We start from the raw sequence: 18,424 nt of genomic DNA, 5'->3' as shown, positions 1-18,424 counted from the left end.
GTCACCTGAACGTTAGCCCGCTCAGCGCCTCCGCCATCAGCTGTCCGAGCATCGCGCAGGCGGGGGCGTTGCGCGCCTGCAGCGGATTCTCTTCGAGGCCGATGGCCAGGCTGCCGGGCGATGGCAGCAGCCCGCCAGCGGCACGCAGGTTCTGCGGCATGCCGATTTTGGTTCGCACCGTCAGCCCTAATCCGGCCTGCACCGCCGCCCAGACCCCGCTGAGGCTATGGCTTACAAACATCACCTGCCACGCAATGGCCGCGGCATCGAGCGCGGCGATAGCCCTTGAGCGCATCAGGCACGGGCTTTCAAACATCACCAGCGGCAGCGGTTCGCCGGCGGCCAGCAGGGCGGCGACGTCGAGATCCGGATGATAAATCCACTCCAGCGGGCACTGGCCGAAGGTGTGCCCGGCGTTGTCGGTTTGCCACAGCAGCGCTATATCCAGCGTGCGTTCGGCCAGCGCCTGACGCAGGGGCAGATTGCGGTCCACCCTGGCGACGATCCGCAGCTGCGGGTGGTGGCGCTTAAACTGGCCGAGGATCCCCGGCATCAGGGATTCGCCAAAATCCTCCTGCATCCCGATGCGGATTTCGCCGCTCAGCCGTTCGCCTTTGAGGGCGCGCAGGGTCTCATCGTTGAGCTCCAGCATGCGCCGGGCATAGCCCATCAGCTTTTCTCCCTCGGCGGTGAGCGCCAGGTGGCGACCCTGTTTCACCACCAGCCCGGCCTCGCACTGCATCTCCAGCTTCTTAAGCTGAGCGCTGACCGCTGAGGTGGAGCGCGACAGGCGCACCGCCGCCTGGGCAAAGCTGCCGCATTCGATCCCGGTCACAAAGGTACGTAGCGCATCGAGATCCAGCGCCGGCGTGAGCTTTTCCATAATTATCCTCTTATTCAGGACGATGACTCCTGAATTATTCGATTTTCAGGAAGGTACTGTGGCACCACACTGGCCCCAACGTCAATATTACCTTCCGGAGTGACCATGATCGTTATGCAATACCGTTTTACGCTGCCCGCCGACTACGACATGTCGATTATTGAGCGCCGCATTGCCGACGGCGGCGCAAAGCTGGACGGCTTTCCCGGCCTGGTATTTAAAACCTATCTTTATTCCCGCCGAGATGACCGCGCGATGCCCGCGGCGGAGAACCGCTACGCGCCGCTGTACGTCTGGCAAAACGCCGGGGCGATGGCGCGCTTTCTGCAGAGTCCCGGTTTTGCCCGCCTGTGCGAGAACTTTGGCTGGCCGCGCATTGAAAGCTGGCTGGCGCTGCGGGTACCGGAGGTCGCGGAGGTGATGGATAAGTCCTGGCTGAGCGTTGAAAAACGCGCCATTGCGCCGTTTAGCGATCTGGCAAGCCTCGAGCTGCAGGGGCCGCTCTGCGCATGGGACGTGAGCCGCTGGCAGCTGATGGAGGTGAGCTTTGGCGATGCGCCGTCGGCGGCAGGAGAGAGCTATCGCATCGGCTACGTGGCGCGAGGAGAGGCGTAAAAAAAGCCGATAAGGTGAGTTATCGGCTTTCGGGAGGCTAACGTCCCGGGCGGGGCGGCAAGGGGCGTAACCCCGGATCGGGCGCAGGCGCCGTAATCCGGGCGTTCAGCTTACTTTGCCAGCACTTCCTGGGCGGTGCGTTCAACCAGGTTCAGCAGCACCTTCACGTCATCAAGGGTGACGATTGGGTTCAGCAGCGTCAGCTTCAGGCAGGTGACGCCGTTGTGCTCGGTGACGCCGACGTTGGCGCGACCGGAGTCCAGCAGCGCGTCGCCGATGCGCTGGTTGAGCAGGGCGATGGCGGCATCGTCGCTGCCCGCGGTCTGCTGCGGGCGAGAACGGAACAGCACGCTTGCCAGCTGCGGCTTCATCACCAGCTCCAGCGTCGGCTGGCTGGCAACGTATTCAGCGACGTTTTTCGCCATCGTCACGCCGTGATCGATAATTGCCGCGTACTGCTTCTGCCCCAGCGCTTCCAGCGCCATCCACAGCTTCAAGGCGTCGAAGCGGCGGGTGGTCTGCAGCGATTTGGATACCAGGTTCGGTACGCCGTTTTCTTCATCGAACTCGGAGTTCAGGTAGGCCGCCTGATAGCGCATCAGCTCGTAGTGGCGCGCGTCTTTTAGCAGGAACGCGCCGCAGCTGATGGTCTGGAAGAACTGCTTGTGGAAGTCCAGGGTGATGGAGTCCACGCACTCAATGCCGTCCAGATAATCGCGGTAGTGCTCGGAAAGCAGCAGCGCGCCGCCCCAGGCCGCATCCACGTGCAGCCAGATCTGATGCTCCGCCGCAATGCCGGCAATCACGCGCAGCGGGTCGATAGCCCCCGCATCGGTGGTGCCTGCGGTCGCCACGATCGCCATGATCTGCTCGCCGTTGGCCTGCGCTTCGGCAATTTTCGCCTTCAGATCTTCGACGTCCATGCGGGCAAAGCGGTCGGTTTTGACCAGCGTGACCGAACGGTAGCCGAGGCCCATCAGCGCCATGTTCTTCTGCACCGAGAAGTGGGCGTTTTCAGAACAGAACACTTTGTACTTGCGGATATCGCCCGGCAGGCCATCCTGCTGAATCGAGTGACCCTGGCGGGCGAAGAATGCATCGCGCGCCAGCATCAGGCCCATCAGGTTGCTCTGGGTGCCGCCGCTGGTAAATACGCCAGCGTCGCCTGCCCGGTAGCCCACCCGGGCGCGCAGCCACTCGATCAGCTTCATCTCAATGATGGTGGCGGACGGGCTTTGGTCCCAGGAGTCCATGCTCTGGTTGGTGGCGTTAATCAGCACTTCCGCCGCCTGGCTTACCACCAGGCTTGGGCAGTGCAGATGCGCCACGCACTGCGGGTGATGCACCGACAGGCTGTCTTTCAGGAAGTACTCGATCGCACGTTCAATCGCCGCCTGGTTGCCCAGACCCTGTTCGGTGAACTCAAGGGTAATGCGCTCGCGCAGCTCGGCGACGCTTTTGCCTTGATACATCTCAGGCTGCTTGAGCCACTGCGCGACGGCCTGGCTGGTCTGAGCGATAACCTGCTGATACGCCTCAATGCTCTGCGGCGAACCGGCAAGGATCGGATTCAATTGGGACATGGCGGTCACTTACTCCACTCAGACCGGTTTTACGCCGGCGGCCAGCAGGGCCTGTTCAAATTTGTCGAAGAAAATTTCCAGCTCAGCGTTGCTGATCAGCAGCGACGGCAGCAGGCGCAGGACGCAGCCGTTACGGCCGCCGCGCTCAAGGATCAGGCCCGCTTCGAAGCATTTTTTCTGCAGCAGGGCAGAGAGCGCGCCGTCTGCCGGGTAGCAGCCCATATGATCCTGAGCTTCGTTCGGCTTAACGATTTCGATGCCGATCATCAGACCGAGACCGCGAACGTGGCCAATGACCGGGTAGCGTTTCTGCATGTCGGCCAGCTTGCCTTTCAGCCACTCGCCCTGGGCCGCGACTTTACCGGCGATGTCGTTCTCTTTCAGGTGACGCAGGGTGGTCAGGCCGGTTGCCATTGCCAGCTGGTTGCCGCGGAAGGTGCCGGTGTGGTGACCTGGTTCCCAGGCGTCAAACTGCTTCTTGATACCGAGAACGGCCAGCGGCAGACCGCCGCCTACGGCTTTGGACATCACGATGATGTCCGGCTCAATGCCCGCGTGCTCGAAGGCAAACAGTTTGCCGGTACGCGCGAAGCCGGCCTGGACTTCATCGATAATCAGCAGAATGCCGTGCTCCTGGGTCACTTTACGGATGCGCTGCAGCCACTCGACCGGCGCCGGGTTCACGCCGCCTTCGCCCTGAACGGCTTCAAGGATCACCGCCGCAGGCTTACGTACGCCGCTTTCAACGTCGTTGATCAGGTTTTCGAAGTAGTAGGTCAGCGCCTTCACGCCGGCTTCACCACCGATACCCAGCGGGCAGCGGTACTGATGGGGGTACGGCATAAACTGCACTTCCGGCATCATGCCGTTAACCGCTTCTTTCGGTGACAGGTTACCGGTCACCGACAGCGCGCCGTGGGTCATCCCGTGGTAGCCACCGGAGAAGCTGATCACCGAAGAACGGCCGGTGTATTTTTTCGCCAGCTTCAGCGCCGCTTCAACGGCGTCAGCGCCGGACGGGCCGGTGAACTGCAGGCAGTATTCTTTACCTTCGCCCGGTAATAAAGAGAGCAGGTATTCGGAGAAGCGATCTTTTAACGGAGTTGTCAGATCGAGGGTATGTAACGGCAAGCCGCTGGTAATGACACTTTGGATGCTCTGCAGCACGTCAGGATGGTTATGACCAAGAGCCAGGGTTCCAGCACCGGCAAGGCAGTCCAGGTACTGTTTGTTATCCGCATCGGTCAGCCATACGCCTTCCGCTTTGGTAATGGCCAATGGCAGCTTGCGCGGGTAACTCCTGACGTTCGATTCGAATTCGGCCTGACGGGCCAAAAAGGTTTCGTTGTTTGCGTCCAATAAATCTGCACTTAAAGTATCAATACGGACTTTATCCGTCATCATATCACTCCCACAACCAGCGTTACGGTTGAACCCTGGTTGAATAATTGGTTTAAGAAAATGAATCGCCATTCATAAAGCGCGCACAATATATGGCTTTTTAAATCCGCATTCAACGTTTTATTTATTGCGCTATTTTTACGTTATTTTTACATTGTTAAATTTAATGATAAATGGCTGATTTTTATCCGTTATTTTAACGTTCATAAAACCATAAAAAGTGTAATTATTAGTGTAGGATTTTACCCTGTTTTATTACCGCTTCGCTGACGCCGCTGGCGGAAATAGTTCCGCCAGCGGTAAGGTTACTCAACGCAGTTCGATAGCGTACTGCGATAAAGGTGTGATTTTTTTAACCAACTTGTTGTTAAACAAAAACTGTTCGTAGGCTTCGTAGCGCGGCTTATCCAGCGCCGCGGGGTCGCTGGCGAACAGCGGGATCGTTTTGAGCCACGCCTGTTTGTTGAGCTCGGTATTGAGCTCAGGGTGAGCGGCGGCGAAGGCCTGCCACGTCTCCTGCGGGTGAGCGCGCAGCCAGGTCACGCCTTTTTGCAGCGCAACGAGGAATTTTTTGATCTTCTCCGCGTGCGCTTCATCGCGGTTGGCGACAATCACCAGCTCGTCGTAGGCCGGCACGCCGTAATCCTCGACGTTCATCACCTGCGGATCTTTGCCCTGCAGCTTCAGCTCCAGCGCCTCAATATTGCGATAGCCGCCGATAACCGCGTCGACCTGGCCGGCAAGCAGGGCGCTGGTCAGCTGGAAGTTAACGTTAATCAGCTTGATGCTTTGCGGGTCGATATGCGCCGACTGCGCCATGGTTGCCAGCGTCGCCTGCTCGATGCCGCTCACCGAGTAGCCCACCTTTTTCCCCTTCAGGTCGGCGGGGGTTTTGATGTCCTTGTCCAGCGCAATAATGGTGTTGAGCGGCGAGTTAATCAGCGTCCCGACGCGCACCAGCGGCAGCCCCTCATCGGCGAAAAAATGCACCTGCGGCTGATAGGTGATGGCGAGGTCGGCCTGGCGAGCGGCCACCAGCCGCGGCGGCAGCGCCGGGTCGGATGGCGGAATGATTTTGACGTCGAGTCCCTGTTCCTTAAAGGCGCCAATCTGTTCCGCCACCATAATCGGCGCGTGATCCGGGTTGATGTACCAGTCCAGCACCAGGGTTAGCTTCTCGTTCGCCGCGGCGTGTCCGCTGATAAGCGCGCTAAGGGCCATCCCGGCAAAAATACGTTTACTCATGGTATTCCTTATTATCCGTACAGGTCATTATTCCGGCGTCCAGTCGATCAGCCGGTGCAAGAAAGCGTCAACCGCCAGCCACAGCAGGACGGTCAGCAGCACTAAAATAAAGAGGGCCGCAAAGCAGATGTCGGTCTGCAGCCGGGCGTTGGCGTTGAGCATGACGTAGCCGAGCCCTTCGGCTGAGCCCACCCATTCGCCGATGATGGCGCCAATCGGCGCGACGGCGGCGGCCATCCGCAGGCCGGACCCCAGCGCCGGCAGCGCGGCCATCAGCCGCACGTGGCGCAGCTGGGCGCCAAAGGAGGCGCCCATCGTGCGGGCCAGATCGAGATAGTCGTGATTGACCCGCCGCAGGCCGTCAAAGAACGCGGAGGTGACGGGGAAGAAGATCACCAGCACCGCCATCATCACCTTGGCGCTCATCCCGAAGCCAAACCACAGCACCAGCAGAGGGGCGAGGGCGAACACCGGGATGGCCTGGCTGGTCAGCACCAGCGGCATCAGCCAGCGCTGCAGCCGCGGCGAGATAATCATGCACAGCGCCAGCACCACGCCGAGCAGGACCCCGAGCAGCAGCCCGCTGACAATTTCGCTCAGCGTCACCAGGGTATGCCAACCGAGATACGCCCGGTTGAGCCACAGGGCGCCGGCGACCGCCGAGGGAGAAGGCAGCAGGAAGGCGGGGATCCCGCTGCGGGTCACCAGCCACCAGACCAGCAGCAGGCCGCTAAATACCACCGCGCCGCGAAAGAGCTTGCCCCTCATCCGTCGGCCCTCATTAGCTGCTGCAGCAGCTCCGCCTGGCTGGTCAGCAGCGCGGGATCGTCCGCCGCGCGCGGCGGCAGGCCGGTCAGATGGTGCGAATCGTCGATCCCGCCCGCAGACGGAGAAAGCACCAGCAGGCGGTGGCTCAGGCGACAGGCTTCCATCGGATCGTGGGTAATAAGCACCACGGTACGCTCGGCCAGCAGTTCAGCCGCCAGGGTTTGAATACGCGTGCGGGTGATGGTGTCGAGGGCGGAGAAGGGTTCATCCATTAAGACTACGGGGCGGTCTTCATACAGCGTGCGGGCCAGCGCCGCGCGCTGACGCATGCCGCCGGAGAGCGACGCCGGGCGATCGTCGGCGCACTGCTCCAGCCCCACCTGACGCAACAGGGTTGTCACGCGCGCGCGGTCGACGCGCTCCCCGCGCAGGCGCGCGCCGAGGGCGACGTTATCGCGCACGCTCAGCCACGGATAGAGCAAGTCCTTCTGGCCCATCCACGCCAGCCGTTTCGCGACGGGCTGCCCGTCGCTGGCGTACACCTGGCCGGACGTCGGCGCCGCGAGGCCAGCGATGATGCGCAGCAGGCTGGTCTTTCCGGCGCCGCTGGCTCCCAGCAGAGAGACCCACTGACCGCCGGGGATATCGAACGACAAATCCGCAAAAACAACCCGCGAGCCGAAGCGCAAACCCAGTTCCCGGACGTGGATGGCCGGGGGCGTCACGCCGACGCCTCCGTTACCGCGTTCAGCCCCATCTGCCAGAAGTTGGCCTCCAGCCGCGTGGCGGTGGTGAAGATGGCGCTGAGCTCAGCGAATCTCGACTCGCCGCCGCGCTGCTGCCAGAGGGTTTCCAGCAGGGCGATCGCTGCGTTGACGCCGTTAAGATAGCCTTCGTCGCCGTAGTTGCGGATCCACGAGGCGTAGGGGTTATCGTTCAGGCGGGTCTGCGCACCGTGCAGCAGCCCGAGCCCGATTTCCGCATAGCCGGCCACGCAGGGCATCAGCGCGGCCAGCAGATCCAGGGCGTCGCCGGAGTGGCCGATATCCAGCACGTAGCGCGTGTAGTTGACCGTCTCAGACGCCTCCGGCTCGGCGGCCATAGTCGCTTCATCCAGCCCCCAGCCGGCGCAGTAGCCGACGTGCAGCGGCAGCTCGCTGAGGATGGCGTTCATCGAGGCCGCGGCGGCGCGCATCTCCGGCAGGGTGCGCAGCTTGCTGACCAGCAGGGCATAGCTGCGGGCAAAGTGGATCAAAAACAGATAGTCCTGCGTCAGATAGCGGCGGAACGCGGGTTCGGGCAGGGTGGCGTCAGCCAGCTGGTGTAAAAAGGGATGCGCGACGTAGTGCTGCCAGTCGCGTCCCGCCTGCTGGCGCAGACGACCGTAGATGCCTTGGGTAAATGCGGGAAGAATCACAGGACCTCCTGATTAAGGGGAGATCCGGGCGTGCAGAAGTATGAACAGGCAATGGCGGAAAACTGGCAAAATTGCCGACCCGTCCCTTCGCTGGCATGACCCAGATCAGGTTCAAAGGGTTCGGCTTACGCCATCTCAGCCCTCACGGGACACCCCTCGGTAGGGCCATGTTATACGACATTCACTTTTTGATTACAATCCCGGCCGCGGCTCATTGCTTCGGCGGCGCTGGCGCGGTTTAAGTGACGGTGTCACGAGGAGCCAGACTGAAAAGCGAACGGCGAGCAGGATCCGGAAAATTTTTATAGGTAATTAGTGTGATTTAGCACGCTTTTTTATCCAAAATTAAGGAAAAAATCGGCCGCCGGCAATTGGTACTTCCGCGGCGCGTACTATATATTTTCATAAGCTGAAAGCCATTATTCTTCAGTGACCTGGGTATTAAAACCCCTTATCGCCTGGAGAGTGCATGAAGCCGTTATCCCCCCAGCTGCTGCTGGCGCTGATCGTGCCGCTTGCCGCGCCCGCCACGGCGGGGGACTTTTTCGATCCTGAAGATAGCATGCTGGATATGAGCCAGTATCTGCAGGACAACCCCTACGGATTTTTGCCGGTACCGCTGGTGATTACTGAACCTGCCGTGGGCTTTGGCGGGGGACTCTTCGGCCTGTTTTTGCACGGTAAAGGCACCCGCGAAGGCGAGAACTACATTCCGCCGCCGATGACGGCGTTTGGCGGCGGCGGGACGCAGAACGGCACCTGGTTTGTCGGCGGCGGCCACCGTCATAGCTGGAATCACGATCGTATTCGCTACCTGGTGATGCTCGGCTATGCCGATATCAACCTCGATATTTACTCCGGCGATGTGGCGGGATTTAGCCAAAACCGCAGCATCAGTACGCGGACCAAAGGCTACGGCGGCCTGCAAAAGCTGCTGTTCCGCGTCGGCGATTCCCCGGTTTTTGTCGGCGCCTCGCAGGTCTACGCCAAAACCGATATCTCCAACGACAGCCCGCTGGTCAATCGGGTCTGGCAGCGGGTACTGGGCCAGCAGAGCACCTCGTCGGCGCTGGGCGTGGTGGCGGAATATGACACCACCAATAACTTTTTCTACCCTAAAAAGGGGTTATCGCTGCAGGGCGAGTATCGTTTTTACCGTTCCATGCTCGGGGGTGACTATCAGTACAACCAGTTTTCACTCAACGGTAAATACTTTATGCCGCTGAGCCGGACGCTAACCCTGGCCTTTGCGGGGGACTATCAGTCCCTCACGCACCATGACCGCCATCTCACCCCGATGGCGCGTCCCTATATTGCGCTACGCGGGATCGCCAGCTATCGCTATCAGGGCGACTATGTCAGCACGGTGCAAACTCAGCTCGCCTGGGAGTTTCGGCCGCGCTGGATCCTGCAGGGGTTTGTCGGTATCGGCAGCGCCGCCGATGAAGCGCACGGATTGTGGGAACAGACGGAAACCGCGTGGGGGACGGGGTTTCGCTACCTGATAGCGCGGCAGTACGGCTTACATACGGGCATTGACGTCGCCTTCAGCGAGCACCAGCAGGCGGTCTATTTTAATGTGGGTTCCGGACTTTAAGGTCAGATGAAAAAATGAGATGGACTAAAGCCATAATAACGCTACTGCTGACCTCCGGCAGCGCCTGGGGAGCCAGCGGCGGTGACGCGGCTTCCGGCGACGGCGACAGCTACTTTCCGATCTGGGGCGATGAGGCAAGGGCGCGCGGGTATGCGATCCCGCTGCCGTTTGGGATCAACCTGAGCTATATGAATATTCGTCAGGATATCCTGGTCGACAGCATCAGCTTTTCCGGGCTCAAGCTCGGCAATCACCTTATTCCGAGCGATATGTTTGCCATTGATGCCGGCCACACGCGGCAGAAAAGTAAGACCGAGAATCTGCGTCTCGATATGTGGGTCTTTCCATTTTTAAATATCTACGGGATAGCCGGCCACACCCGCGGCTCGTCGGTTTCCAACGTCTCCGTGGATGCCGACCCGTCAAAGTACACCGGTATCGACCGAATCATTGCCGGCTCCGTCCACCGCCTGCACGACAGCGGCCAGCTGCAGAACATCGACTTTGCGCTCGACTTTAAAGGCACTACCTGGGGCACCGGCTTTACGCTGGCCGGAGGATACGGCAACTGGTTTGGCCTGGTGGACACCAACTATACCCGTACCGATTTCGATATCCTTGACGGCAAGATCTCGGCCATCACCGTATCGCCGCGGGTGGGCTATCGCTTCAGCATGCAGGGGATCGCCGGACCCTCGAATTTGAGCATCTGGGTCGGCAGCATGTATCAGGACGTGCAGCAGGAGTTTAAGGGCAACCTGTCGGATCTGCATATGCCGCCCGAGCTGCAGCCGCTGATTGCCGCGGTGAATAAAGATGACCAGGGCAAGTTCGACGTTAAGCAGCGGCTCTCTTCGCCGTGGAACATGCTGATAGGCGCCCAGTATGAGATCACGCAGAATTTTAACCTGTTAACCGAGATTGGTTTCAACGAACGCAATAGCTTCTTTATTGCCGGAGAGTACCGTTTTTAGCCTCTCAACCTGCCGCTTGCCGCGAGCGTGCTTTATGTTCTGGAGACGATGTTAATGCGTAATGGCTGGTTGTTTTTGCTGGCGGCGGCGTTCTCCGTGTGCGCGCAAGATCCTCTGCTGCCGACCATCACCCATCCTCTGGTGACGCCGGTGGCGGGCCAGCTGGCGCCGCCGGAGTCTCTGCGACCCTGCTGCGCGTTTGGCTACGACCTGCAGGTCAGGGCCATTGGCGTACCGATCCCGGTTTATCAGATTGGCAACGTGCTGACCCTCGATACCCTCGGTGAACATCACTACAACGATAGCGCGCTGGGTGCCGTGAAAAACCTGGTGGGCCTGAGTGAGGAAAAAAACGGGCTGATCTATACCCGCCGCGGCGGCTTTATTGATATCGCCCACGTTCGTGATACCGCCGACTACACCTTCTATCTCTACAGCCGGATCTACCCTAACCTCGGGCAGTCCGGGCGCATTTTCTATAGCGAGGAGCTTGGCGTCAGGCGCGTGCAGCTCAACGCGTTTATGCCGCCGGCGTCAGTTTCCGCGCGGGTGACGATCGCCGCCTGGCTGGCGGGACATCTGGCGTATGAAATTGCCCAGTGGCATGAGATCGCCCAGTGGTACGGCTTCCAGTCGGTGCCCGGCTTTTCGGAGGAGATCTCCGCATTTTCGCCGGAAGATCTCTACTCCAATCTGCTCGGGGCGCGGCTGGCGATCGACGTCATTTTGCAGGGGCGTGCCGGGTCGGTTGACGACTACAACCGGGCGATGACCGACGCGCTGAAAAAGGTGCTGGTCAAGCTGATGGTCGCGCCGAGGAGCGAAACGGAGAAGATGTTCCGCCAGCTTGACGGCGACTGGTGGAACAGCCATCGCCGGGTGCCGGATAAGTTTCTGGTGTTAAAACGTAACTACGATCTGCGCGCCAATCGCCTGCCCACGCCGGTACCTTTCGAGCGCGCCGAGCCCTATCGGCTGACGATGCCGGAGAAGGTGGCCGGGTTTGCGCTTGCCGACCTCGGGCAGCTGCAGATCCACCCCGGGCATGATATGCAGTCGCTGCCGGTTCCGCAGAGCTTCTATACGCCGGAGCAGTTTCAGGGGCTGGCGGAAAGCGCCGCGCGGGCGGATAAAACCCAGCTTGAGCGCATAGAAAAATAGCGTTTTTTGCCAGCTCAGACACCGTTTGCTATTAAAAATGCGGCTATAATTGGCGCTTCTGCGTCATCCCTTTGAACTCTCTGCTTAATTTGCTTTATTTTCGCCGGCAGGCGATGAATGCTCATGTGACTGGATTTCAGATTGACGATGTATGGCAGGTGGAGGGCGGCATGCTATTAAAAGAATTAATTATTTTCGACCTGTTAGCCACCCCTATTTGGGTGGTTCATCCTTTTAAAGAGCGCATACTTTACGGCAATCCGGCCTCCAGAGCCCTCAGCGGCGATATGTCGCTGGACCAGATGCGCAAAGGGACATTCTCCACCTGCCCGGAAGTCAGCCTGCAGAATTATCTCTATTACTTCAAAAATATTGCCGAGGTTTTTGAAGTCTGGACAATTAACTCCCTCGACGGCCAGACCTCGATTTATTGTAAAACCACGCTGATTAAATCAGAAGAGTATGACACCCTGATTCTATTCGAGGCGGTGAAGCTGCTTGAGCAAAATGAATCAGTCAATACCGCCTCCCGGCATTATCAGCGGCGCAGCAACGGGTTTTTCTCGCGCTTACTTCAAAAATATTGCCGAGGTTTTTGAAGTCTGGACAATTAACTCCCTCGACGGCCAGACCTCGATTTATTGTAAAACCACGCTGATTAAATCAGAAGAGTATGACACCCTGATTCTATTCGAGGCGGTGAAGCTGCTTGAGCAAAATGAATCAGTCAATACCGCCTCCCGGCATTATCAGCGGCGCAGCAACGGGTTTTTCTCGCGCTTTTTTATGACCAACTCTGCGCCCATGCTATTAATCGATCCTCACCGCGACGGCAGAATTATTGACGCGAATATTGCCGCGCTGCGCTTTTATAATTACACCGCGGATGAGATGCGGGCGAAGCATACCTGGCAGATTAATACCCTCGGCCGGGACGTTCTGCCGATCATGCGCAACGTCGCAAGCCTGCCCGGCGGCCATAAGCCGCTCAACTTCACCCATATTCTTGCTGACGGCTCCATTCGCCACGTTCAAACCTACGCCGGTCCGGTGGTGCTCTACAATATTCGCCTGATGCTCTGTATCGTGCACGACGTGACCGAAGAGGTGCATTTAAGAAGAGAGCTCGAGTTTTCCGCCTCGCACGACCCGCTCACCGGCCTGCTTAACCGGCGCGAATTTTATCGCATCGTGGATTCGGCCTCGTTTAAACCCACCGGCTTTTGCCTGCTGCTGGTTGATGTCGATAACTTTAAGGCCATTAACGATAGCTACGGTCATCAGAAAGGCGATGAGGTTTTACTGACTATTTCGCGGATCCTTGAATCGACGGTGACGCATCAGGACAAAATATATCGCTGGGGCGGCGAGGAGTTTCTGCTCTTTCTGCCGGAGCGGTCCATTGAGATGGCGCTGCAGATGGCGGAGAGCATCCGCCTCGCGGTTAGCGGCTATCAGCTGGCGGGTCACCCCGGCCCGGTGACCGTCAGCATCGGCGTCGCCGACCGGCAGGATGACGAAGAGATCGACCAGCTGTTCAATCGCGTCGATAAGGCGCTGTATGCGGCGAAGAAAGAGGGACGAAACCAGGTGCGGCTGTATCTGGTTGAAAAATATTGAGGCGTGGCGCAATGCCGCCCGGCGGCGCCGGAGTGCCGCTATACTGGATAGCAAACGGGCCCGTTGGGTCAGGCTAATCGCTAATCGGCGGACGAGGTGACCACTAAGCTATGAGCGTTTCCTTATTCCGCACCTTCTCCACGCTGGCTGCCGCTCTGGCACTGGCTTCATTGCCGGCCTTCGCCGTCGACGGCGGCCATTTAAAGCAGCGGGCGAACGCGGTATTAATGCTGATGAGCTATACCGTCGTCCCCGACGTTACCGCCAGCGATCTCAATATCGGCTCCGGCACCAACGAGAAGAACAAGCTGTCGATTACCCAGTTCGGCGGCGGCGCGACGATGAGCGAAAGCGTCCCGATTTACCTTGAGGGCACGATGGGCTACAGCCGCTACGATCCGCAGTTTGTGCTCAGCGACGGCAGCGACAGCCGCAAAATACCGACCCGCTGGAACAGCCTCACCGCCACCGGCGGCGTCGGCTGGGATTTCCGGCTGTATAAAGACCGGTGGGGCGGCAGCCTGGTGCTGCGGCCCATCGTTAACGTGATGCTCGGCACGATGGCCAGCGACGTGCGTATCGGCAGCTGGGCGATTGAGCGGCGCAGGGACGCCGATTTTCAATTCCTCGACGGCGGCAGGCTCAACGCCTACGGCCTGGGCGGGTCGCTGATGCTGGACTACGAGCTGTTTTCTCCCGCCCAGGATATTGATATCGAACTTCGCTACTCGGCCATGAGCCTGCAGACCTTCGGCAATACGCCCGAGGCGGTCAGCGGCCAGGCTAGCGCCGAAAACCTCGGGCTCTACGTTCGCCGCAGGGCGCCGATCGCCGACTGGACGCTGCTGAAAAGCCCGGTGCGCTACGTCCTCGAAGGGGCCCATACCGAGTATCTGGGCGATCAGCGCGGGCAGCTGGGCTTCAACGGCCTCAGCTCGCTGGGGATCGGCCTGGAGCTGGATAGCAGTAAATATGACTTTTTTATCAGCCGCACCCGCCTCGTGGCGCGCTATATGTTTGGTGAGAATACCCAGGGCTACGGCGTTGGCCTGGCGATGAGCTTTTAGCGCGCGCCACTTCGCTGCCAAAAATTCAGCGCATGAATATATTTAGCCACTTTTTTAAAATTGTTAGCAATATTTCTCCGGCTCATTCGTCTACCTCATCAGCAGTCCCTATTCACGACAATCATGAGGTAGCAACAGGATGAGAGATTTTGATATGCATGAAAACCGCCGTCACTACGGCTTTGGCCACCATCGGATGGGCAAACCGCTGATCGTTGGCGTGGCGATCGTCGCGCTACTCGGGCTGGTGGTGATGTCGCTGTGGAACGCGCTGCTGCCGGCGATTATTGGCGTTAAAAGCATCGGCTTCTGGCAGGCCTTAGGTCTGCTGGCGCTGTCGCGGATCCTCTTCGGCGGCCTTGGCTTCCGCCCGGGAATGTTCGGCATGGGACGCGAGCGTCGGCGCATGCATGAACGCTGGATGCAGATGAATCCCGAGCAGCGCGAAGAGTTTATGCAGCGCTTTGGTCACCGCGACCGCCGCGACCATCGCAGGCACTGCGGCTGGCGCGATCGCCGCAGTGAACCCGCAGAGCCGACAGACGATGCGTCTAAAACGACGCCGAGCGAGTGAGCGAAATGAAAGGCGCAGCGGCGGGGGAGTCACTGCTTGTTTCGGCGCTCAACGCCTGCCGATCCCGGCTGAAGGCCTTTATCCGCGGCCGCACCTCGGTACGCGACGAGGCTGACGATATTCTGCAGGAAGTGACCTGGCAGTTGATGACGGTCGAGCAGCCGGTGGAGAACGTTGCTGCCTGGCTGTTCCGCGCCGCGCGCAACGAAATGACCGACCGGGCGCGCAAAAAGCGCGAGCTGCCGCTGGCGGACTACTTCACCGGGGATGAGGAGGGTGAGTTCCCGGAAGATGAGCTGGCGGAGACCCTGTTCGGGGTGCCGCAAACGCCGGAGGACGAGTACCTGAAGGAGCTGCTGTGGGAGGAGCTGAACCAGGCGCTAGCCGAACTGCCCGCCGCCCAGCGGGAGGTCTTCGAAAAGACCGAGCTGCTGGGCTACAGCTACAAAGAGCTGGCCGCAGAGTGCGGGGCCAGCGAGCAGGCCCTGCTATCGCGCAAGCATAAAGCCGTGCTCTACCTGCGTACGCGCCTGCGCGTCCTCTATGATGAGCTGATGAGCGGGTAGATCCTCGCCCGATCGCCGAGCGCGGCGATCGGGCCGCACTCATTATCCGCAACAGGGGATATTGGACGCCTTATCCCCACCAGAGGATATTGACACATTTATCCCCTTACGGGGATATCCCGGCTAAAAGTTGACATTATCCTCATCAGGGTATAAATAGGGTCTTATCCCCACAAGAGGATAGATAAGACCATGATAACGCCCCCGACGATCTACAGTCCGGCCCAGCTGGCAAACCATATCAAGCTGGTGCGGCAAAAAAACCAGTGGACGCAAAGCGATCTGGCCCGCCGGATAGGCATTAAGCAGGCGACGATCTCGAACTTCGAAAACCATCCGGACAAAACCACCCTCACCACGCTGTTCAAGATTTTACAATCTCTTGAAATGACGATGGTGGTGTGCGAAAAGGGCGCGACGTCGGGTCCTGAGCAACAGGATAGCCAACGGGATCTGGAGTGGTAATGGCGACGCTCGTGACGTGGATGAACAATGAACGCGTCGGGGAGCTGGTCAAGCTGGCCAACGGCGCGCATCAGTTCCGCTACGACCCGCGCTGGCTGCAAAACCCGCGCGCCCGCCCGCTCTCCCTGTCGCTGCCGCTGCAGTTCGGCAACATCACTTCGGATGCGGTGTTTAACTACTTCGACAACCTGCTGCCCGACAGTCCGCTGGTGCGTGACCGTATTGTTAAGCGCTATCAGGCCCGCTCGAAGCAGCCCTTCGATCTGCTGGCCGAGGTGGGGCGCGACAGCGTCGGGGCGGTCACTCTTCTGCCCGAGGGCGCCGCTCCGGCCACCGGTGCCCTGACCTGGGAAGCGCTCGACGACGCCCGGCTTGACGCGCTGCTGACGGCCTACCGTGCGGATATTCCGCTGGGCATGATTAACGGCCAGGAGGCGTTCAGAATATCGGTCGCCGGCGCCCAGGAGAAAACGGCGCTGCTGAAGATGGGCGACCGCTGGTGCATACCGACGGCAACAACGCCGACGACGCATATTATTAAGCTGCCGATCGGCGAGATACGGCAGCCGGACGCGGTGCTGGATCTCAGCGAAAGCGTCGATAACGAATATCTCTGTCTGGCCCTTGCGCGGGCGCTGGGCTTTGCCGTGCCGGATGCGGAAATTATCACCACCCGCAGCATCCGGGCGCTGGCCGTTGAGCGCTTTGACCGCCGCTGGGCGCAGGAAAACACGCGGCTGCTGCGCCTGCCGCAGGAGGATCTATGCCAGGCGTTCGGCATTCCTTCCTCGATGAAGTACGAGTCGGACGGCGGGCCGGGGATCGCCAGCATCATGGCGTTTCTGCTCGGCTCCAGCGAGGCGCTGAGGGATCGCGCCGATTTTATGAAGTTCATCGTTTTTCAATGGCTGATCGGCGCCACCGACGGTCATGCGAAGAATTTTTCCGTTTTCCTGCAGCCCGGCGGCAGCTACCGTCTGACGCCGTTCTACGACATTATCTCGGCGTTTCCTGTGCTGGGGGGCGCGGGTTTGCATATCAGCGACCTTAAGCTGTCGATGAGCCTGAAAGCGTCGAAAGGGCGGAAAACGGAGATTCAGACCATCTATCCGCGTCATTTCCTCGCCACGGCAAAAGAGGTGGGATTTGCGCAGCAGCAGATGCTGGAGATCCTGCGCTATTTTGCCGATAACCTGCCGCGGGCGGTCGATGCGGTCAGCGCGTCGCTGCCGGAGGATTTTTCCCCGACGGTTTACCAGGCCATTATCTCGCATACCCTCAGAAACCATGCCCGCCTGCAGAGCGGGCTAGCGGGTTAGCTCAGGCTAACCCAACGCCTGCCAACCATCACCGTCAGCGCGACGATGGTGACGATCGCCGCCAGGTGCAGCGCAAAATCGAGCAGGTGCAGATGCACCGGATGGCAAAACGCCAGCAGGCTCACCGCCAGGCTGGCGACGCCGAGTCCGGCCATCGCCAGGCTGCGCGCCGGATAGAGCGCCCGGGTGCGCCGCAGGCTGGCGATCGTCAGCACCATCATCGGCGTACTGACGACCAGCAAAAAGGTAAAGCAGCTGACGCTGTCGTCATCGTGCAGCGGCGGCGCGTCGCCGGGAATGCTGCTGATGCTCAGGCCGAGCCACATCAGGCCGATGGGCAGCAGGGCCTTCCAGCTGATGCTCCGGCGCCCGGCAATGCTCATGGTAAAGGCGCGGCGAATGGTTAACGTTCCGAGCAGAAACGCCAGCACCAGCTGCACCATCGCCAGCCGCGCGCCGGGCTGCGACCAGTCGGTGAGGCCGCGCGGTACCAGCAGGCTGGCGGCACAGGCGCACGGCAGGGCCACCGCCAGCCAGCCGGCGACGCGCCAGCCGGTCGGCCACGGACGTTTGACCGGGCGCATTTCGCGGCCGAGTTTTTCAATAAGCAGATTATGATCGGTCATGGTGGGCTCCAAATCGGCGCAGGTTTTTCAGCGCCCGATGCAGCAGCGATTTCACCGCCGCCACGCTGAGATTGTTATGGGTGGCCGCTTCCGCCAGGCTCATTTCGCGCAGATGAACGTGCTCGACAATTTCACGCTGGCGCAGGGGAAGCTGACGCAGGTAGCCCGCCAGCTCCTCCCGGCTCTCCTGGCGCGGCGGGTCGGCGGCTGCCGCCTCGGGCAGCGCCTCGTCAGAAATTTCCCAGTGCTGATAGCGCCCGCGTCGCCGCAGCGCGTCCACGGTGCGGGCCGAGATAATCGCCAGCAGCCAGGGCAGAAAGGGAAAGGCCGGATCGTAGGTGTGACGCACCCGATGCACGCTGAGCAGCACATCCTGGATAACGTCTTCCACCAGCGCCTCGTCGGCGATCCGTTTACGCACCTGCGAACGGATCGTCGGCACCAGCGCCTTAAGCAGGCGGGTATAGGCGAGCCTGTCGCCCGCCTGGGCCTGCTCCATTAGCGCGGGCCAGCTTTCGCGCGCGCTATCGTTTGTTTGCATAG

Annotated in this window: 18 protein-coding genes, 2 pseudogenes and 1 riboswitch; of the genes and pseudogenes, 11 read left to right on the top strand and 9 right to left on the bottom strand. The window is 60.0% G+C overall.

Going from position 1 to position 18,424, the window contains the following annotated elements; genetic code table 11:
- Window position 1 precedes the first annotated feature (1 nt).
- On the bottom strand, window positions 2–883 hold the full coding sequence (locus EDF75_RS13790) for a LysR substrate-binding domain-containing protein (protein WP_133599812.1): 882 nt from the start codon (window positions 881–883) through the stop codon (window positions 2–4).
- Between the two features lie 105 nt (window positions 884–988).
- On the opposite strand from EDF75_RS13790, the gene EDF75_RS13785 reads away from it, so the two are divergent.
- Complete coding sequence (locus EDF75_RS13785; RefSeq protein ID WP_133599811.1) at window positions 989–1,498, top strand: DUF4865 family protein; 510 nt, start codon at window positions 989–991, stop codon at window positions 1,496–1,498.
- A 110-nt stretch (window positions 1,499–1,608) separates the two neighbouring features.
- Here EDF75_RS13785 and EDF75_RS13780 read toward each other — a convergent pair whose 3' ends face one another.
- The 6 genes from EDF75_RS13780 to EDF75_RS13755 form a co-directional block, all read right to left on the bottom strand.
- Window positions 1,609–3,090 (bottom strand): pyridoxal phosphate-dependent decarboxylase family protein, encoded by a 1,482-nt coding sequence (locus tag EDF75_RS13780; protein WP_166646179.1) that lies wholly within the window; start codon window positions 3,088–3,090, stop codon window positions 1,609–1,611.
- A gap of 9 nt (window positions 3,091–3,099) precedes the next feature.
- Window positions 3,100–4,485, bottom strand: coding sequence for a diaminobutyrate--2-oxoglutarate transaminase (locus tag EDF75_RS13775; RefSeq protein WP_041145476.1), 1,386 nt, complete (start codon window positions 4,483–4,485; stop codon window positions 3,100–3,102).
- Window positions 4,486–4,791: 306 nt separating this feature from the next.
- On the bottom strand, window positions 4,792–5,727 hold the full coding sequence (locus EDF75_RS13770; RefSeq protein ID WP_133599809.1) for an ABC transporter substrate-binding protein: 936 nt from the start codon (window positions 5,725–5,727) through the stop codon (window positions 4,792–4,794).
- 27 nt (window positions 5,728–5,754) lie between these two features.
- Window positions 5,755–6,495: an ABC transporter permease gene (locus EDF75_RS13765; RefSeq protein ID WP_041145478.1), complete on the bottom strand. Its 741-nt coding sequence runs from the start codon at window positions 6,493–6,495 to the stop codon at window positions 5,755–5,757.
- The gene (locus EDF75_RS13760; RefSeq protein WP_123707887.1) at window positions 6,492–7,220 is read right to left on the bottom strand and encodes an ABC transporter ATP-binding protein; all 729 of its coding nucleotides are present in this window, start codon (window positions 7,218–7,220) and stop codon (window positions 6,492–6,494) included. Before EDF75_RS13760 ends, EDF75_RS13765 begins: the two co-directional genes overlap by 4 nt.
- Window positions 7,217–7,912: a TenA family protein gene (locus EDF75_RS13755; protein WP_133599808.1), complete on the bottom strand. Its 696-nt coding sequence runs from the start codon at window positions 7,910–7,912 to the stop codon at window positions 7,217–7,219. The genes EDF75_RS13760 and EDF75_RS13755 overlap by 4 nt, the downstream gene beginning before the upstream one ends.
- 65 nt (window positions 7,913–7,977) lie before the next feature.
- A riboswitch (TPP riboswitch) is annotated at window positions 7,978–8,079 on the bottom strand.
- Between the two features lie 302 nt (window positions 8,080–8,381).
- Here EDF75_RS13755 and EDF75_RS13750 point away from each other — a divergent pair.
- The 10 genes and pseudogenes from EDF75_RS13750 to EDF75_RS13705 all read left to right on the top strand — a co-directional run bounded on the left by EDF75_RS13750 (window position 8,382) and on the right by EDF75_RS13705 (window position 17,255).
- Window positions 8,382–9,509, top strand: a complete 1,128-nt coding sequence (locus EDF75_RS13750) for a BamA/TamA family outer membrane protein (RefSeq protein WP_133599807.1) — start codon at window positions 8,382–8,384, stop codon at window positions 9,507–9,509.
- A 14-nt stretch (window positions 9,510–9,523) separates the two neighbouring features.
- Window positions 9,524–10,483, top strand: a complete 960-nt coding sequence (locus EDF75_RS13745) for a hypothetical protein (RefSeq protein ID WP_166646178.1) — start codon at window positions 9,524–9,526, stop codon at window positions 10,481–10,483.
- 54 nt (window positions 10,484–10,537) lie between these two features.
- On the top strand, window positions 10,538–11,644 hold the full coding sequence (locus EDF75_RS13740) for a DUF4056 domain-containing protein (RefSeq protein WP_133600002.1): 1,107 nt from the start codon (window positions 10,538–10,540) through the stop codon (window positions 11,642–11,644).
- Between the two features lie 170 nt (window positions 11,645–11,814).
- Window positions 11,815–12,000 (top strand): annotated as a pseudogene (locus tag EDF75_RS27635) (sensor domain-containing diguanylate cyclase); the annotation flags it as partial.
- A gap of 232 nt (window positions 12,001–12,232) precedes the next feature.
- Window positions 12,233–13,264 (top strand): annotated as a pseudogene (locus tag EDF75_RS13730) (GGDEF domain-containing protein); the annotation flags it as partial.
- 110 nt (window positions 13,265–13,374) lie between these two features.
- Window positions 13,375–14,331 (top strand): hypothetical protein, encoded by a 957-nt coding sequence (locus EDF75_RS13725; RefSeq protein ID WP_133599805.1) that lies wholly within the window; start codon window positions 13,375–13,377, stop codon window positions 14,329–14,331.
- A 139-nt stretch (window positions 14,332–14,470) separates the two neighbouring features.
- Window positions 14,471–14,905, top strand: coding sequence for a hypothetical protein (locus tag EDF75_RS13720; RefSeq protein WP_133599804.1), 435 nt, complete (start codon window positions 14,471–14,473; stop codon window positions 14,903–14,905).
- 5 nt (window positions 14,906–14,910) lie between these two features.
- A complete protein-coding gene (locus tag EDF75_RS13715) occupies window positions 14,911–15,471 on the top strand; it encodes an RNA polymerase sigma factor (protein WP_123708426.1) in 561 nt (186 codons plus the stop codon).
- A 192-nt stretch (window positions 15,472–15,663) separates the two neighbouring features.
- The gene (gene hipB, locus EDF75_RS13710) at window positions 15,664–15,936 is read left to right on the top strand and encodes a type II toxin-antitoxin system antitoxin HipB (RefSeq protein WP_045855339.1); all 273 of its coding nucleotides are present in this window, start codon (window positions 15,664–15,666) and stop codon (window positions 15,934–15,936) included.
- On the top strand, window positions 15,936–17,255 hold the full coding sequence (locus EDF75_RS13705) for a type II toxin-antitoxin system HipA family toxin (protein WP_133599803.1): 1,320 nt from the start codon (window positions 15,936–15,938) through the stop codon (window positions 17,253–17,255). Before hipB ends, EDF75_RS13705 begins: the two co-directional genes overlap by 1 nt.
- Here EDF75_RS13705 and EDF75_RS13700 read toward each other — a convergent pair.
- Both EDF75_RS13700 and EDF75_RS13695 read right to left on the bottom strand, forming a co-directional pair.
- The gene (locus EDF75_RS13700) at window positions 17,252–17,881 is read right to left on the bottom strand and encodes an NrsF family protein (protein ID WP_133599802.1); all 630 of its coding nucleotides are present in this window, start codon (window positions 17,879–17,881) and stop codon (window positions 17,252–17,254) included. The genes EDF75_RS13705 and EDF75_RS13700 overlap by 4 nt on opposite strands.
- A complete protein-coding gene (locus tag EDF75_RS13695; protein ID WP_045855342.1) occupies window positions 17,868–18,422 on the bottom strand; it encodes a sigma-70 family RNA polymerase sigma factor in 555 nt (184 codons plus the stop codon). Before EDF75_RS13695 ends, EDF75_RS13700 begins: the two co-directional genes overlap by 14 nt.
- Window positions 18,423–18,424 lie beyond the last annotated feature (2 nt).

Source organism: Klebsiella sp. BIGb0149 (assembly GCF_004362605.1).
Taxonomy (GTDB): domain Bacteria; phylum Pseudomonadota; class Gammaproteobacteria; order Enterobacterales; family Enterobacteriaceae; genus Klebsiella; species Klebsiella terrigena.
Note: the sequence above shows the minus strand (reverse complement) of the source record. Positions and strands in the feature narration are given on the sequence as shown.